11 protein-coding genes are annotated in these 17,707 nt (G+C 46.8%); all 11 read left to right on the plus strand.

Annotated elements, in window-relative coordinates; genetic code table 11:
- Positions 1 to 266: 266 nt before the first annotated feature.
- The 11 genes from JIG40_RS06065 (at position 267) to rmf (ending at position 17,674) form a co-directional block, all read left to right on the plus strand.
- The gene (locus tag JIG40_RS06065) at positions 267 to 941 is read left to right on the plus strand and encodes a hypothetical protein (protein ID WP_020331100.1); all 675 of its coding nucleotides are present in this window, start codon (positions 267 to 269) and stop codon (positions 939 to 941) included.
- A 216-nt stretch (positions 942 to 1,157) separates the two neighbouring features.
- Positions 1,158 to 3,764, plus strand: coding sequence for an aminopeptidase N (gene pepN, locus JIG40_RS06070; protein WP_020432249.1), 2,607 nt, complete (start codon positions 1,158 to 1,160; stop codon positions 3,762 to 3,764).
- Positions 3,765 to 3,805: 41 nt separating this feature from the next.
- Positions 3,806 to 4,024 (plus strand): DUF2835 domain-containing protein, encoded by a 219-nt coding sequence (locus JIG40_RS06075; protein WP_080728434.1) that lies wholly within the window; start codon positions 3,806 to 3,808, stop codon positions 4,022 to 4,024.
- A 187-nt stretch (positions 4,025 to 4,211) separates the two neighbouring features.
- Complete coding sequence (locus JIG40_RS06080) at positions 4,212 to 9,053, plus strand: NAD-glutamate dehydrogenase (protein ID WP_143682735.1); 4,842 nt, start codon at positions 4,212 to 4,214, stop codon at positions 9,051 to 9,053.
- Positions 9,054 to 9,126: 73 nt separating this feature from the next.
- Positions 9,127 to 10,137, plus strand: a complete 1,011-nt coding sequence (gene pyrD / locus JIG40_RS06085) for a quinone-dependent dihydroorotate dehydrogenase (protein ID WP_020331097.1) — start codon at positions 9,127 to 9,129, stop codon at positions 10,135 to 10,137.
- Positions 10,138 to 10,325: 188 nt separating this feature from the next.
- On the plus strand, positions 10,326 to 10,868 hold the full coding sequence (locus JIG40_RS06090) for a cell division protein ZapC (protein ID WP_020331096.1): 543 nt from the start codon (positions 10,326 to 10,328) through the stop codon (positions 10,866 to 10,868).
- 473 nt (positions 10,869 to 11,341) lie between these two features.
- Positions 11,342 to 13,465, plus strand: a complete 2,124-nt coding sequence (rlmKL, locus tag JIG40_RS06095; RefSeq protein ID WP_047456808.1) for a bifunctional 23S rRNA (guanine(2069)-N(7))-methyltransferase RlmK/23S rRNA (guanine(2445)-N(2))-methyltransferase RlmL — start codon at positions 11,342 to 11,344, stop codon at positions 13,463 to 13,465.
- A gap of 12 nt (positions 13,466 to 13,477) precedes the next feature.
- Entirely contained in the window at positions 13,478 to 13,720 is a 243-nt protein-coding gene (locus tag JIG40_RS06100) for a glutaredoxin family protein (protein WP_143682736.1), read from the plus strand.
- Positions 13,698 to 15,614, plus strand: coding sequence for an ABC transporter ATP-binding protein (locus JIG40_RS06105; RefSeq protein WP_061056531.1), 1,917 nt, complete (start codon positions 13,698 to 13,700; stop codon positions 15,612 to 15,614). Before JIG40_RS06100 ends, JIG40_RS06105 begins: the two co-directional genes overlap by 23 nt.
- The gene (locus JIG40_RS06110; protein ID WP_199464978.1) at positions 15,614 to 17,335 is read left to right on the plus strand and encodes a DUF3466 family protein; all 1,722 of its coding nucleotides are present in this window, start codon (positions 15,614 to 15,616) and stop codon (positions 17,333 to 17,335) included. Before JIG40_RS06105 ends, JIG40_RS06110 begins: the two co-directional genes overlap by 1 nt.
- 165 nt (positions 17,336 to 17,500) lie before the next feature.
- Positions 17,501 to 17,674, plus strand: coding sequence for a ribosome modulation factor (gene rmf, locus JIG40_RS06115; RefSeq protein WP_020331091.1), 174 nt, complete (start codon positions 17,501 to 17,503; stop codon positions 17,672 to 17,674).
- Positions 17,675 to 17,707 lie beyond the last annotated feature (33 nt).

The raw sequence follows: 17,707 nt of genomic DNA on the forward strand, positions 1-17,707 counted from the left end.
GAGGATTTAGTTTTCTGACTATAGTTCAGCCGTTCTCAATAAGACAAAATTGACGGTTACACTTTTTTAACAATAGTTCGGCCGTTATCTTTTGTTTAAAACGGAGAAGAAAACCAAGTTTTATATCCACTTAGACAGGCCCATTTATCAACAGAAAGATTAGTAAAAAGTCGTTGAAAAGAATGGTTATTGTGATTTATGTCAAATAATTTAGCGTTATGTGTACGGTCAGCCTAAGATTAAAGAAAAAAGTGAGGGGAAGCGCGATGAAATGGGTAATGATGATTTTCGCTTGTCTGAGCTTGGTTTCCACCGGCCCAGCGTTTAGCGTAAATGATTCTGATAACAGAGATTTAACACAGTTTGACCAGCCTTTTTTATTGGGTGACTGGTATCTGATTAATCCTAATCCGGAAGAATCGCGGGAGAATTTTCTGGCGATTAAGCTCAACTTAGAGTCTGACTACACCTTTGCTATTGATATACAAAAGAAAGACTACAGTGTGGATCATTGGGAAGGTATGTACGCAGCCAACAATGACACCATTATTCTTGGGCTGAACTCCGACGAACCTCAGGTTTATGCCTATAAAGGCAATCATAATTTGTTGCATCTCAATGGCGTTACGTTCACTAAAGCTTTATCGAATGCGCTGGCAGGAATTTGGTCCAGTACGTCGCTGTCTGGTGATGATCTCTCTTCAGGAAACATTCAGAGTGTTGACCTGATTCTCCAACCCGATTTTGTGTTTCTGTTCCGGGCCAGTGGGAGCAATGGTATCGAAGCCATTCACCGTGGAGTCTATTACACAGAGGGGAATCATCTTGTACTGATGTATGAAGATGGTGAACAGGACACACGCTACACCCTAAATCAGGACCAGCTGACGTTGGAAGTGGAAGATGGCTCGATGTATGCGGTGATGGATCGCATCCGTTAACAGCAACGCCAGAAGTTTTCTGAACCACTGCCTAGTCGTTGATGATTAGAGAAATCTGTTATTCCGTTCTTACTCGCTAGCAAGATAACGAGGTATTTAATGCAAATACCTCGTTTTTTCTTTTCAGGGGTTGTTATTAGCGCCAACAAGCCTAAGATCTGTATCACCAAGTAATTGGGAATAGTCACATATCATTACGTCAAAAGGATTCCGACAATGGCTCAAACTCCACAGGCCAAGTATCGTAAAGATTATAAAGAGCCTTCACATACCATTTCCGACATTGAACTGACCTTCGATCTTCATGACACAGCGACAACAGTGACCGCTGTTTCTCAAGTTAAGCAGCAAGGTGACAGTACAACGTTAGTTTTGGATGGCGAAGGACTGGAATTAAAAGCGCTGCAAGTTAACGGCGCAGACTGGCAAGATTATACACTGTTGGAAGCGGGCATTGAGATTCGCGCATTACCGGCAGTTTTTGAACTCACCATCGTTACTTTAACCAATCCGGAAGCGAACACCGCGCTGGAAGGTTTGTACAAGTCTGGTGGTGCATTCTGTACTCAGTGTGAAGCAGAAGGCTTCCGCCGCATTACTTATTATCTCGACAGGCCAGACGTGCTGGCGAAATACACCACCACAGTCATTGCTGATAAAGCACAATACCCATTCCTGCTCAGCAACGGCAATAAAGTTGAACAGGGCGAAGCGGAAAATGGTCGCCACTGGGTAAAATGGCAGGATCCACATCCAAAACCAGCGTATCTGTTTGCCTTAGTGGCTGGCGATTTTGATGTACTGCGCGACAAGTTTGTAACCCAATCTGGCCGCAATGTTGATCTGGAAATTTTTGTCGACAAAGGCAATCTGGATCGTGCGCATCACGCGATGGCGTCGTTGATCAATGCGATGAAGTGGGATGAAGAGCGTTTCGATCTGGAATACGACCTCGATATCTACATGGTTGTGGCGGTTGATTTCTTCAACATGGGCGCAATGGAAAATAAAGGTCTTAACATCTTTAACTCCAAGTATGTGCTGGCCAACGAGAAAACGGCGACCGATACCGATTATCTGGGTATCGAAGCGGTGATCGGACACGAATATTTCCACAACTGGACGGGTAACCGAGTAACCTGTCGCGATTGGTTCCAACTGAGCCTGAAAGAGGGTTTAACCGTATTCCGTGATCAGGAATTCTCATCGGATCTGGGCTCTCGCGCGGTAAACCGAATCAACAATGTACGCATTATTCGCGGTCCACAGTTTGCGGAAGATGCGAGCCCGATGTCGCATCCGATCCGTCCGGATAAAGTGATCGAGATGAATAACTTCTACACCCTGACCGTTTACGAGAAAGGCAGTGAAGTGATTCGCATGATGCACACTTTGTTGGGTGAAGAGGGCTTCCAGAAGGGCATGAAGCTGTATTTCGAACGTCACGATGGCACGGCGGCGACGTGTGAAGATTTCGTTTCTGCAATGGAAGATGCGTCCGGCGTTTCACTGAAACAATTCCGTCTATGGTACAGCCAATCGGGCACACCAACGGTGAAAGTGAGCAGTGAGTACGATGCATCAGCGAAAACTTATGCACTGACCATTGAACAGCACACTGAGCCGACGCACGAGCAGAAAGAGAAACAGCCGTTGCACATCCCATTCGATGTCGAACTGTATACAAAGAGTGGTGAAATCATTCCGTTACAATGTCACGAAAAGATGGTAGCGAATGTACTGGACGTGAAGGAAGCGAAACAAACGTTTGTGTTTGAAAATGTTCCAGAGCAACCAATTCCTTCACTGCTGCGTGAGTTCTCTGCGCCAGTTAAACTGGAATACGACTACAGTGATGAAGAGCTGACTTTCCTCATGGTGCATGCGACTAACGAGTTTGCCCGTTGGGATGCAGGACAGATGTTGCTGGCGAAATACATTCGCGCGAACGTCGACAACGTGCAGCAGGGCAAGTCCGTGGAATTGTCTGAAGCGGTAGTGGATGCATTCCGCGGTGTGTTGCTGAGCGATGTTCTGGAACCTGCGTTTGTGGCGGAGATGCTGTCGCTTCCAAGCCACAATGAAGTGTCGGGCTGGTACAAACGTGTCGACGTTGATGCAATTGCTCAAGTGCTAAAAGCGATCAAAGTGATTCTGGCTACGGAGCTGGAAGATGAGTTGAGCGCCACTTACCATACATTAAAGCAAGCAGAGTACACCATTGAACATGCGGCGATTGGACGTCGTGCACTGCGCAACACTTGTCTGGCCTATTTGGCTTACACTGAGCAAGGCAACGAGTTGGTGAAAACTCAGTATGCGCAAGCCAACAACATGACTGATACTATCGCGGCCATGTCTGCAGCGAACTCTGCTGGCCTGGCATGTCGTGAATCACTGATGGCGGATTACAGCGATAAGTGGAAACACGATGGTCTGGTTATGGATAAATGGTTTGTGCTGCAAGGTTCTAACCCTGCGGAAAATGCGCTGGAAGTGATCAAGCAGACAATGAATCATGAAGCGTTCAGCCTGAAAAACCCGAACCGTACGCGCAGCCTGATTGGTTCATTCTTGAGTGCGAACCCGGTTCGATTCCACGCGAAGAGTGGTGAAGGTTACCGTTTTGCCGGTGAGATTCTGCGTGAGATGAACAGCAGCAATCCGCAAGTTGCATCACGCTTGATTGATCCGCTGCTAAAATTCCGTCTGTACGATGAAGAGCGTCAAGCTATGATCAAAGCAGAACTGGAAGGGTTGAAAGCGATGGATAATCTGGCTCGTGATCTGTACGAGAAAGTTACCAAAGCGCTCGAAGACTAACAAATGATGAGGTGGCACTTCGGTGTCACCATTTTCAAACGATGAACCGTTATCTCTTTTCTCTCAACATTTCTTATCAGGCATTTTTGTCACACTATTCTGGTGCCGCCAGCACGGTATTAGTGTTAACAGAATGTGGCCTGCGCCTCCAATTGCCGGCAGCAAAATTTCGGCCATTTCTTAGCCAGATTGGAGTAAAAGGTCGATTTCGCCTAACTACTGACCAAAACAATAAGTTCCTAAAGTTAGAAGTTCTGTGAGTTCGGTTTTTTGCAGTAATTTAAATAGGTACATTAGTCACATTCTCAGACATTTCACCTCCTACCAGCCGTAAAATCATTAACTTTTTGTCAATAAAGCTTTTACAATAGTCCTGCATTACCAAGTGTAAGTTCTATGCTTACGCCATACCCTACAAAGCCATAATTCTAATCTCTGGAGTCGCCTATGACCGCGCGTGAAAGTTTAATGCCGGTTCTGCTTGAAAAAGTGTATCAGCTAATTCAAGACAAACTTGAGCTTGCTCATCAACCCCTAGTCACTCAACTCGCACAACACCTTTTTAGTAATGTTGCACAAGACGATCTGATCGAACGAAATGAATCCGACTTATACGGAGCGGTCGTCAGCCTGTGGCACCATATCAACGAGAAGAAACCGGAAGAGCGCTCAGTTCGAGTGTTTAACCCAACGGTGAGTAAACAAGGTTGGCAATCAACCCATACCATCGTCGAAATCGTTATCCCGGATAGTCCTTTCCTTGTTGACTCCATCAAAATGGCTCTGAGCCGTTTGGATCTGACTTCTCACCTGATGCTCAATGGCCCGACTCAAATCGCGCGAAACGCCGATGGCACAATTAAAAGCATCAACGACGGCGAAGGTCCGCTGCAGTCACTGTTCCATCTGGAAGTTGACCGCCTGAGCAGCAAAGAAGAGATGACCGCACTTAAGGATGAGTTGCTGGATATTTTGAATGATACCTCGCTGGTGGTTCAGGATTGGAAACCAATGGCGAGCAAGTTGGATCAAGTGATCGCGCAACTGGAAAAGCAAAAAGATCGTATTCCGGTAGAAGCGGATCGTTGCGAAGAAACGTTGAAGTTCTTGCGCTGGTTGGGTAACCACAACTTTACGTTCATGGGCTACAAAGAATTTGACCTGGTGAATGTTGAAGGCGATACCGAGCTGCGTCCAACAGAAGAATCGGGCCTTGGCCTGTTTTCCGATGCGAAACGTGTTCGTACGGTTAAGCTATCCCACTTCCCGGATTCTGCACGTCTGGAAGCGAAAAAACCGTTCCTGCTGATCCTGACAAAAGGCAATAAGCAGTCACGTATTCACCGTCCGGCATACACCGATTATATCGGCATTAAGAAGTTTGATGAAACAGGTAAGGTCATTGGTGAGCATCGCTTTACTGGCCTTTACACCTCGGCGGTGTACAACCAGGCCGTGGAAAGCATTCCACTGATCCGCGAGAAAGTTGAGCGTATTCTGGCAGCCAGCGGTTACCGCGTCGGCTCATACGCTTATAAAGCGCTGCATAATATTCTGGAAAACTACCCGCGTGATGAACTGCTTCAAGCGCGTGAAGAAGAATTGCTGGAAGTCGGTATGGGCGTGGTACAAATGCAGGATCGTGATTTGATCCGTCTGTTTGTGCGCAAAGACCCGTTTGGTCGCTTCTTCAGCTGCATGGTGTATGTCACCAAAGAGCGTTACAACACCGAACTGCGCCGCCATACACAACGAATTCTGAAACACTACTTTGGCTGTCAGCAAGAAGTGGAGTTCACCACTTACTTCTCAGAAAGCCCACTTGCCAGAACGCATTACATTGTTCGTGTTGATAACAACAACATGAACGTCGATGTTAAGAAAATAGAGCAAAACCTAATGGAAGCATCAACAACTTGGGATGATCGCCTATCTGAAGCGATCGTGGCAAACTTTGGCGAGAGCAAAGGTCTACCGCTTTCTAAAGAGTATCTGCACGCATTCCCTCGTTCTTACAAAGAAGATGTGATGCCGGGTTCTGCGGTTTCTGATATCGAAAGCCTGGAAGCGCTGAACGAAAATAACAAGCTTGGCATGTTGTTCTACCGCCCACAGGAAGAGAAGAAAGATTCTAAAGCGGTTCGCTTGAAACTGTATCACCGCGATGAGCCTATCCATTTGTCGGATGTTATGCCGATGCTGGAAAATCTCGGCCTGCGCGTCATTGGTGAATCACCATACGAAGTAGTGAAATCTAACGGCCAGACATACTGGATCCTGGATTTCTCAATGCTGCATAAGAGCGACAAAGAAGTGGATCTTCGCGAAGCGCGCGATCGTTTCCAACAAGCGTTTGCCGCAATCTGGAATGGTGGTCTTGAGAATGACGGATTCAACCGTCTGGTACTGGGCGCATCTCTGACTGGTCGTGAAGTCTCTATTCTGCGTGCATATGCTCGTTACATGCGCCAGGTTGGTTTCCCATTCAGTCAGCAGTACATCGAAGAGACACTGAACCATTATCCTGATCTGGCGAAAGGGCTGGTGGAACTATTTGTTCGTCGCTTTGATCCTAAATTCAAAGGCGCGCAGAAAGGTCAGGCTGATCTAGTCGCGAAACTGACTGAGCAGTTGGATCATGTGGAAAGCTTGGATGACGATCGTATTCTGCGTCGTTACATGGAAATGATCGCAGCAACCCTGCGTACCAACTACTTCCAATTGGACGAAAACAAGCAACCTAAGCCTTGGCTGGCTCTGAAAATGAAGCCGAGCGAGATTCCGGATATCCCAGCACCAGTGCCTGCGTTTGAGATCTTCGTGTACGCACCGGATATCGAAGGTGTGCACCTGCGTGGTGGTAAAGTTGCACGTGGTGGTCTGCGTTGGTCGGATCGTCAGGAAGACTTCCGTACAGAGATTTTAGGTCTGGTTAAAGCGCAACAAGTGAAAAACACCGTTATCGTACCTGTGGGTGCGAAAGGTGGCTTTGTGTGTAAGAAACAGTACATGTTTACAACGCGCGATGAGATCTTTGCCGAAGGCCAACGTTGCTACAAACGCTTTATCCGTGCGCTGCTGGATGTGACTGACAACATCATTGAAGGCGAACTGATCGCACCGAAAAACGTTGTTCGTCACGATGAAGATGATCCGTACTTGGTTGTTGCAGCGGATAAAGGTACAGCAACGTTCTCGGATCTGGCTAACTCGGTTTCTGCTGAATACAACTTCTGGTTGGGGGATGCGTTTGCATCAGGCGGTTCAAACGGCTACGACCACAAAGCGATGGGTATCACGGCAAAAGGTGGTTGGGAATCAGTGAAGCGCCACTTCCGTGAAATCGGTATTGACTGCCAAACCACGGATTTCACCGCGATTGGTATCGGTGATATGGCTGGTGACGTATTTGGTAACGGTATGCTGCTGTCGAAACACATTCGTCTCCAGGCCGCATTTAACCACCTGCACATCTTTATTGACCCGACACCAGATGCAGCAAGCGGTTGGGAAGAGCGTAACCGTCTGTTCAATCTGCCTCGTTCAAGCTGGGAAGATTACAACGCGAAACTGATTTCTAAAGGCGGCGGCATCTTCTCTCGTAAGTCGAAGTCGATCACTTTGAGTCCTGAAATCCAGAAGATGCTTGGCACGAAGAAGACATCTGCAGCGCCAAACGATCTGATTAAAATGATCCTGAAAATGGAAGTGGATTTGCTGTGGAACGGAGGTATCGGTACTTACGTGAAATCGTCGGCTGAAACCCATACTGACGTTGGTGACCGTGCAAACGATGCGCTGCGTATTGATGGTCGTGAGTTGAACGCTAAGATTGTCGGTGAAGGCGGTAACTTAGGTATGACTCAGCTAGGTCGCGTGGAATACGCACTGACTGGTGGCCGAGTTAACACCGACTTCGTCGATAACGTGGGTGGTGTAGACTGTTCGGATAACGAAGTGAACATCAAGATCTTCCTGAATGGCCTGGTTGCAAATGGTGATATGACCATTAAACAACGCAACCTGATCCTGGAATCAATGGAAGACGAAGTCGGCGAAATCGTTATTGAAGACGCTTACACCCAGTCTGAGTCGATTTCTGTAACCGCGCAACAAGGTGTTGATGTGGTGAAAGAGCAGATTCGCTTTATCCACCACATGGAAAAAGCAGGTCACCTGGATCGTGCACTGGAGTATATCCCAGATGACGAAACACTGCTGGAACGCGAAAAACAAGGCATGGGTCTGACTCGTCCCGAACTGGCTGTTCTGGTTGCCTACGGTAAGATGGTGCTGAAAGAAGAGTTGGCGTGTGATGACATCGCAAATGATGAATTCCATGCGACTCAACTGGTGAAATACTTTCCATCTGAGTTACGTCGTAACTTCTCAGATCAAATGAAGAATCACCCTCTGCGTAAAGAAATCATCGCAACAGCGCTTGCAAATCAGATGGTTAACGAAATGGGCTGTAACTTCGTGACTCGTCTTCAAGAAGAAACTGGCGCGAACCCAGTGGATATCGTTAATGCCTATGCGGCAGCTCGCGAGATCTACGGTTTGGGCGCAGTTCTGGAACAAGTTCGCACGCACGACAACAAAGCCACTGCGAACGCACAATATGACGTTATGTTCCATGTGCGTCGTACGCTGCGTCGTCTGTCTCGTTGGTTCCTGCGCAACCGTCCGGGTAAACAGTCAGTGCAAACGTTGATCGATTGCTACCAGTCAGATGTGAAAGCGATAGCGAAAGAGCTGGATCAACTGTTGGTTTCTGATGAAGTCGCAGAACACAAAGCCATGGCTCAAGTATGGACCGAGCAGGGTATCGATGCTGAACTGGCCAACTATGTTGCTCGTTTGTCTAGCTTGTACTCAGTACTGGATATTTCTACAGTATCTCGTGAAAAAGGCAAAACCGTTGAACAAACAGCGAAGCTGTACTTCAACTTGGGCGACCGTTTGTCACTGCACTGGTTCCTGAAACAGATCAATGGCCAGGCTGTGGATAACAACTGGCAAGCTCTGGCCCGTGCGGCATTCCGTGAAGATCTGGATTGGCAGCAACGCCAGCTGACTGCGCAAGTGCTTAACTGTGCATGTGAACCAGAAAAACTTGACGTCATGAAAGCGCTGGAAGAGTGGATCGAAAACAACGAAACCTCTCTGCATCGTTGGGAAAACATTCTGAACGAGTTCAAAGTTGGTACGGTTCATGAGTTCGCGAAGTTCTCAGTTGCCATGCGGGAATTGATGCTCCTCAACTTAAACTGCCAGGCGGCGGAATAAGCATTGAATTGTTAGACAAATACGTCAATAATAACGCCCCGTTTATTCGGGGCTTTTTTCTTTCGGAGGCACAATGCTTTACCGCTTAGCCAGAGCTGGCTTTTTTCAACTGGATGCTGAAAAGGCGCATGAACTCGCCATTCAAAACTTCAAACGTTTCACTGGTACTCCTCTCGATCTCTTCTATCGTCAACACCTTCCAAACCGTCCTGTAGAATGCATGGGACTCACATTCAAAAACCCTGTTGGTTTGGCCGCTGGTCTGGACAAAAATGGTGAATGTATCGATGCGTTTGGCGCAATGGGTTTTGGCTTCGTAGAAGTAGGGACGGTGACTCCTCGTCCACAACCGGGCAATGACAAACCGCGTCTTTTCCGTCTTATCCCAGCAGAAGGTATTATCAACCGCATGGGATTCAACAATGAAGGTGTTGATCACCTGATTGAGAATGTTAAGAAGGCGAACTACGACGGTATCATCGGGATTAACATCGGTAAGAACAAAGATACACCGATTGAAAAAGGTGCGGATGATTACCTGATTTGTATGGATAAGGTATATCCATATGCCGGTTACATTGCGGTGAATATTTCATCACCAAACACCCCTGGGCTGAGAACGCTGCAATACGGTGAGGCACTGGATGAACTTCTGGCTGCGCTGAAAGAAAGACAAGCGGAACTGGCTGAAAAGCATAACAAGTATGTACCGCTGGCTCTGAAGATCGCACCAGATCTTAGCGATGATGAGATCAAACAGATCTGCCAGTCACTACTGAAGAACAAGATTGATGGTGTTATCGCAACGAACACCACACTGGATCGCTCTTTGGTGGAAGGAATGAAAAATGCCAACGAAGCGGGTGGGCTGAGTGGTCGTCCGTTACAATCTCGCAGTACTGAAGTGATCAAGTGTCTGTATCAGGAGCTGGGTGATGAGATCCCAATCATTGGTGTCGGTGGTATTGACTCTTATGTTGCGGCGAAAGAGAAACTGATGGCTGGTGCGAAGTTAGTACAGGTATACAGCGGTTTTATCTACCACGGTCCGAAACTGGTCAGTGACATCGTCAAAAATCTATAAATGATCGCAATATATTGAGTTTCATGATCATTTAGAAAAAGTGACAAGGTGACAAACAGAGGGAATGAGATAATCATTTCCTCTTTTTTTTTGATTTTCCGTTCTTAGAATTACAGATATTCGTTGGCAAAGGTAATTTAAGCGTTTTACCTAATCGTTTGATAATAAGTAAATTGAGAGTCGGAACAATGCTTAAACCAAGTGACAAATGGAGTTGGTACTACTCAGATAGCGAAGGCTATTTGATGCTAGACCTGGGCGAGGAGATGGTGTTTCGCACGAATCTCAGCCGCAACCTTTTAGTCGATTGCGCCTTTTCTGACAATCACTTCACTGTTGACGATGCGTCTGACTACCAAACCTACAAAGAACGAATCAGCTGCCTGGATATGAGTGAGCCGCGCAAAGTTGAGCTGGCGCTGTATTGTGTAGCGGCAAAACGCTTTCACAAACCAGTTCAGCCTAAGAGTTGGTTCTTTGATTATCAGGGCGGGGATGTCGCTCCGGAAGAGGGTGACATTGTCAGTCTCGTGAATAGTTTCAACCAAGGATACTTTATTGTGCTTGAAGTGGGCGATAACGCTAGCTTGTGCGCTTTGGTTGATCTCGAGGCATTTGTGCTGAATGGATCTAAGTCACTCGATTTTGGTCAGGTGATTAAGGTGATGCATGATCGCATGGCCAACGCTAATCATATTCTTGTATCAGAGCCAATGGCTTTGGTCGGTTAATCTTTTCCCTAAGTTATTTTCGTTCCTTTTTTCATTTCCCATCGGCGTAAGCCGATTTTTTTTTGCCTCCAATCTAGGTCCAAGTTCTCATCTTCGATGGAATAGTGGCGTCTTACGTCTGAGATTTAAGCAAAAATCGAATATTTTTTAGCGCAAAAGTGACAGGCTTTCTGGTGCTTGTTGCGTATCTTTCCACCTATTTATTCCCGTTTTACGTCATTTTGTAACTAATTTACAGTGTAAAAGTTTCTCTGGTATAGTCCAATTTTAGGGTGAATAAATACTCACTTCGTCTCTGAGTGCTGTAAATAGGTGAGGTGATTCGGAAACTCTCACTGAGGAAGCTCGCCAGTTACGTCTGTTGGACTAATCGCCATTTGTAGGGATTTTTAGTGAAATGATTCGTTTAGATTTAGGAATGGTCCGCATTGTCAGTTATAATCTGAGGCCATTTTTACCAGTCAAAGAACACTATGAATCAGTATCTAGCGGTTACCTCAAACGGTCTTGAGAACCTATTAGTCGAAGAATTAACAAATTTAGGGATTGTCGATGCCAAGCCTGTACAGGCAGGGGTGAAATTTAAAGCAACCAACGAGCAGATTTACCGTTGTTGCTTGTGGAGCCGCCTTGCTTCTCGATTCGTACGTGTGGTTGCCGAGTTTAACTGTCAGAACGACATGGATTTGTACCTGTCAGCGACAGCCATCAATTGGGTAAATCATTTCCACAGTACTAAAAAGTTTGTGGTCGACTTTAATGGTACCAACCGCGAAATTCGTAATAGCCAATATGGCGCAATGAAAGTTAAAGATGCGGTAGTGGACTGTTTTGAAAAGAAAAATCTACCACGCCCGTCGATCAGTAAAGATCATCCAGATCTTCGTATCCATGTGCGCCTACACAATGACAAAGCACTTCTAGGCATCGATATGGTTGGTGGTGGCTTGCACATGCGCGGCTATCGCCCAGAGTCGGGCAAAGCGCCACTGCGTGAAACACTGGCTGCCGCGATTGTTATGCGCAGTGGTTGGAATGAGTCTAAATCTCTGCTCGATCCAATGTGCGGTTCCGGTACGCTATTGATTGAAGCTGCCATGATGGCGGCTAATATTGCCCCTGGTTTGAAGCGCGAGAAGTGGGGCTTCCAAGCGCTGGAAGACTTCGATGAAGAGCTGTGGGCGACCATTAAATCTGAGGCGAATGTACAGGCCAGAAGAGGCGCCAAAAAAGTTGACGCTAAGTTTTATGGCTTTGACAACGATTCTCGAGTGGTTCAGGTTGCTAAAGATAACGCGCGTCGTGCTGGTGTGAGTGATTTGATTGAGTTCACGGTCGGTGATGCAGCAAAACTGGTGCGTCCTACAGGCTTTGAGAACGGCGTGATCATCTGTAACCCGCCATACGGTGAGCGTTTAGGTACGCATCCCGGTCTCATCGCGCTATACACCGCTTTTGGCGCCCAGTTGAAGGCGCAGTTTGGTGGTTGCCAAGCTTCCATCTTCTCCAGCTCTGATGAGCTGCTTGCGTGTTTACGCATGCGTGCTGAAAAGCAGTTCAAATTGAACAACGGTGCGTTACCGTGTCACCAAAAGAACTACAGTATTGCCGTTCGAGCAGAATCGGAGCTAACAGAAGGTCGCCAGGAATCGTTGGTTGCTCCTGATTTTTCTAACCGTCTTAAGAAAAACATGGGCAAGATCGGTAAATGGGCTAAACGCGAAGGATTGGATTGTTACCGCATTTATGATGCCGATTTACCGGAATACAATGTTGCCATCGACATCTATCTCGATCATCTGGTAATTCAGGAATATGCAGCTCCGAAAAGCATTCCTGAAGAGACGGCAAAACGCCGTCTGACTGACATCATTCGCGCTGCCATTCAGGTGACGGGTGTTGATGCTAACAAAGTCGTGCTGAAAGTTCGTGAGAAGAAGAAAGGAGCCTCGCAATACCAGAAGCTTGGCCAACAATCAGAAACCATGTATGCCCAAGAATACGGTGTAAAACTGATTGTTAACCTTTTTGATTATCTTGATACCGGCCTGTTTTTAGATCACAAGTTGACTCGCCGCCGCTTGGGCCAAATGGCGAAAGGTCAGGATTTCCTGAACTTGTTTGCTTACACCGGTTCTGCCACCGTGCACGCAGCTTGTGGCGGTGCAAAATCGACGACTACCGTGGATATGTCTAAAACCTATCTGGATTGGGCAAAAGAGAATATGGCACTCAATGGTCAGGTGGGTCGTCAGCACCAGTACGTGCAAGCAGACTGTCTTCAGTGGCTGGAGAAGGCGACTGGTCAGTATGACTTAATCTTTATTGACCCTCCGACGTTCTCGAATTCAAAGCGCATGGAACAGTCTTTTGATGTTCAGCGCGACCATATCCAGTTGATGACGAACCTGAAGCGTATTTTGCGTCCAGAGGGCACGATTGTGTTCTCAAATAATAAACGTCACTTCAAGATGGATATGGATCAGATGGAGGCGCTGGGTCTTCAGGCTCAGAATATTTCATCTCAGACACTGCCTCTTGATTTCGAGCGTAACAAACACATTCACAACTGCTGGATCGTGACGCACAAAAACTAATAGGGCACGGATGTGATAACTCTCTACAGCACGGAAGGCTGTCATTTATGTGAAATGGCCTATGACTTGCTTAAACAAGTTCAATTAGTTCAAGAGGTTAACGTCGTCGACATTGCGTTCGACGACCAACTGTTTTCTCGTTACGGGGTCACAATCCCCGTACTTTCCTATCAGAACTCTGAACTGAATTGGCCTTTTGATATCAACGAATTAACTCAATGGTTAGAAAATAATGGCATTAATTACCATCCATAACGGGTTACTGGCATTTGGTGATCACCCATTGCTGGACCATGCAGATTTTGCGCTGCAGGAAAATGAACGCGTCTGTCTTGTTGGCCGCAATGGCGCGGGCAAATCGACATTGATGAAAGTGCTGGCGGGTGAAACCATCATGGACGATGGCAAAATGCAGGTTATGCAGGATGTTGTCGTTTCGCGCCTGGAGCAGGACCCGCCTCGCGATCAGGAAGGTAACGTTTACGACTATGTCGCTGGTGGCCTAAAAGAAGTCGGTCAGCAACTGAAGATCTATCAGGATCTGTTGGATCTGGTGGCGGTAGAGCCGACAGAAGCCAATATAAAGCGTTTATCTGCGATTCAAGAACAACTTGAGCATGCTGGCGCGTGGCGTTTCGAAGACAGAATCAAGAATGTTCTGAGTGCTCTGAAGCTTGATGGCCATACGAAACTGACGGATTTATCAGGTGGCTGGCAGCGTAAAGCGGCTCTGGCGCGCGCCTTGGTCTGTGATCCGGACGTATTGCTGCTTGATGAACCAACCAACCACCTGGACGTTACGACCATTGAGTGGCTGGAAGGTTTTCTGAAAGATTTCCGTGGTTCTATCATCTTTATTTCTCACGACCGTGCCTTTATCAAATCAATGGCGACGCGTATTGTTGATTTGGATCGCGGCAAGCTGAACTCGTTCCCGGGCAACTATGATAAATATCTGGTCGAGAAAGAGGAGCAGCTTCGCGTTGAAGACATGCAGAATGCCGAGTTTGATAAGAAACTGGCTCAGGAAGAGGTTTGGATCCGTCAGGGAATCAAAGCTCGACGTACTCGCAATGAAGGCCGCGTACGAGCGCTTAAAAAGCTGCGTGAAGAGCGTAGCGAGCGTCGTGAAGTGCAAGGTAAAGTAAATCTGCAAATCGATGACGCGGCTCGTTCAGGCAAGATCGTCTTTGAGGCGGAGAATCTGCAGTATTCCATCGATGGTAAATCTATTGTTAAAGATTTCAGCTTTAACATCATGCGTGGCGATCGTATCGCGCTGGTTGGCCCTAACGGCTGTGGTAAGAGTACATTGCTGAAACTGCTGCTTGGTGAGCTTCAACCGGATTCGGGCCGTCTGCATTGCGGCACCAAATTGGAAGTGGCGTACTTTGACCAGTATCGTGAAATGCTGGATCCGGAAAAGTCGGTCATTGATAACCTGGCAGATGGTAAGCAAGAGGTCACGATTGGAGGCCGTCAGCGTCATGCGCTGAGTTACCTGCAGGATTTCCTTTTTGCTCCCAAACGTGCTCGTACGCCAGTTAAGGCTCTGTCTGGTGGTGAGAAAAACCGTCTGCTTTTAGCGCGAATTTTCCTGAAATCGAACAACTTATTGGTGCTCGATGAACCAACTAACGATTTAGATATCGAAACCTTGGAACTTTTGGAAGATTTGCTTGCCAATTACCAAGGCACGTTATTGTTAGTAAGCCACGACCGTGAGTTTGTTGATAATACCGTAACATCGAGTTGGATATTTGAAGGCGACGGTGTCATTGAAGAGTTTGTTGGAGGCTATCACGATGCCCAGCAACAGCGTCAGCAGGTTCTGCAGTCCCGTAATGCCGAAAAAGTAGTCAAAGCAGAGAAAGTGGTTGAGGAATCTCCCAAAACCGCGTCTTCTAAGGCTAAGTCTAAGAAGTTATCTTATAAACTTCAGCGCGAGCTGGAAACTCTGCCGGTCAAACTCGAAGAATTAGAAGCTGAGATTGAAGCTCTGCAGGAACAGGTGAATAGCCCGGACTTTTTTGGTCAGCCTGTAGAAGCAACACAACCCATTTTAGACAAGTTAGCTGCAACAGAGCAGGAGCTTGAAATTGCATTCGAGCGCTGGGAAGAGCTTGAAGCAATGCAACAGGAAAGTTAATGAAACCAATGAGTAGTAACACTTTTAAACTGACCTTTATTACCGCCGCGATCTTATCGTCGACTTCCGCGTCAGCAGCTTTGTATCAGGTGGTGGAAGTCACGCCTGATCTCACTTACAACAGTGATTATGTCAGTGGTTATGGCGTCGCAATTCAGTCTGCCACAACTACTGGTGCTTCTGATAACTGTTTTAATAGTTCGACGGTTTCTGGTGACAGTGTAACTTGTTCCGCTTATACTCTCGGTGGTGAAACCCGAGTGACTGAAACCAATGCTGGCGAAGCGGTTGACGGTCTGAGCTTCCGTGAAGAAGCTCCATTCGCCATGGACAACGCATTTTACTACATCCAAGACTCTGACGATTTTGAGAACTACTGTGACAACCAATTGTTGTACTCAACATGTGAAACCTGGGCTTCATTGCGCTGGAACCTGTGGAACAAAGAGATTACTGGTGATACAACGGTAAACTCTTACGCTTTTACAGGTAGTTCAACATCAGGAACGTTAGTGAACTCTACCTATAATACTGTTATCAACAGTATTGATAGCAGCGGTGATCCTGTTGGTATTCAGTTGACACCGGGTGACGTGACCAGCTACCGCCGCAATACAGTTGATGCATTGGCGGACAACATTACAACTAGCAGCTATCTGCAATCTCGCGCTTGGAAAACTGATGGTACGTATACTGTAGGTAGTGTTTCGACTTCCGCAACAAATACTAATGGCACCTACTATTCCTCAAAGGCGGCAATGTGGAATGCTAGTGATATAGTTGAGTTAAACTGGCCAAGTGGGACGGAAGTTTACAATAACAGCTCTATCGCACAAGGCAGTCTACGTGATTTTGTCATTGTAGATGGGACCATCTATGCCGTGGGTTATAACAGCTTCTACAGCAATCGCAACTATATGGAAGCAAGTATCTCCAAAGTAGCGGAAGGAAGTTTTGATACAGCATCGAGTTGGACAACTGTGGGTGTAACGAATGCAAAAGTGTATACCAATGGTGGAACCAGTGGTGACCACATCTATTCAAACACTCGCTTAACATCGGTTAACAGTAACCTAATTGCAATCGGCGAAGCCAAACGTCAAGGTAGCGCTCCATCAAACGGTGCAGCAGCAAACCGTCTGTTTGTCGTTTCAGATGTTTCGGCTTCTTCACCATCTGCTACATTCCTGTCTGATGGCATTTTCTTTGATGGTGCTGGTGGTAAAGCCGGCGCGATTAACAACTACAACGAAATTGTTGGGCAAATTGATGCTGAGTCAACTCGTGAAGCGAGTGGTAAACCTCGTCGTAAACGTGGCTTCATCTATCCATACAACGGCACTGGCACCGATTCTGATCGCCGCGCGGTGTTTAATAATCAAGGCTGGTGGTTGGATAACCTGACGAACGGTGGCACCTATTCAAGCAACAATAACCAATACCGTATCATTGACGCAACGGACATTAATGATGCCGGTGTGATTTCTGCGACCGCTCTAAAATGTGACGGTGGTTATGATACAACGTCATACAATGCCACTTGTGGTGGAGGCAGTCAGGACGAAACTACGGTAGCGATTAAGCTAGTACCTATTGTTGGAGCGACAAGTGACGACATCTCTGAGCGTGGTACAGATGATACTTCGACTGAACGTAGTGGTGGTAGCATCGGCTTATGGATGCTTGCTGTACTAGGTTTTTTAGGGTTCCGTAGAAAATAGCAAATTTTTGTCAAACGAAGCACAAGTTCACAGATCTGGACTTGTGCTTTTTTTTGCCTTGATGAAGGTGGTTTTTTGAGCAATTCTTAATGGTGTGGTAATAAAAATGCCACGCCATTTTAATAGTTGTAAGTTAGACACAAGCTACTGTATGAGGACTTCACTATGAAGAGACAAAAGCGTGATCGCCTGGAAAGAGCACAATCTCAGGGATACAAAGCTGGCCTGAATGGTCGATCGCAAGAAGAGTGTCCCTATCAGCAAATGGAAGCTCGTTCCTTCTGGCTAGGTGGTTGGCGTGAAGCGAGAGAAGACAAACAGACTGGTCTCTATAAATAACCTCCACATACAACACAGGATCTAAGCCCCGAA

The organism is Vibrio sp. bablab_jr001, assembly GCF_016464285.1.
Taxonomy (GTDB): domain Bacteria; phylum Pseudomonadota; class Gammaproteobacteria; order Enterobacterales; family Vibrionaceae; genus Vibrio; species Vibrio fluvialis.

Bases quoted from the DNA above. Each gene is read 5' to 3' on its own strand.
- JIG40_RS06065 (WP_020331100.1), top strand. From the start codon at position 267: ATGAAATGGGTAATGATGATTTTCGCTTGTCTGAGCTTGGTTTCCACC.
- pepN (WP_020432249.1), top strand. From the start codon at position 1,158: ATGGCTCAAACTCCACAGGCCAAGTATCGTAAAGATTATAAAGAGCCT.
- JIG40_RS06075 (WP_080728434.1), top strand. From the start codon at position 3,806: ATGAACCGTTATCTCTTTTCTCTCAACATTTCTTATCAGGCATTTTTG.
- JIG40_RS06080 (WP_143682735.1), top strand. From the start codon at position 4,212: ATGACCGCGCGTGAAAGTTTAATGCCGGTTCTGCTTGAAAAAGTGTAT.
- pyrD (WP_020331097.1), top strand. From the start codon at position 9,127: ATGCTTTACCGCTTAGCCAGAGCTGGCTTTTTTCAACTGGATGCTGAA.
- JIG40_RS06090 (WP_020331096.1), top strand. From the start codon at position 10,326: ATGCTTAAACCAAGTGACAAATGGAGTTGGTACTACTCAGATAGCGAA.
- rlmKL (WP_047456808.1), top strand. From the start codon at position 11,342: ATGAATCAGTATCTAGCGGTTACCTCAAACGGTCTTGAGAACCTATTA.
- JIG40_RS06105 (WP_061056531.1), top strand. From the start codon at position 13,698: ATGGCATTAATTACCATCCATAACGGGTTACTGGCATTTGGTGATCAC.
- JIG40_RS06110 (WP_199464978.1), top strand. From the start codon at position 15,614: ATGAAACCAATGAGTAGTAACACTTTTAAACTGACCTTTATTACCGCC.
- rmf (WP_020331091.1), top strand. From the start codon at position 17,501: ATGAAGAGACAAAAGCGTGATCGCCTGGAAAGAGCACAATCTCAGGGA.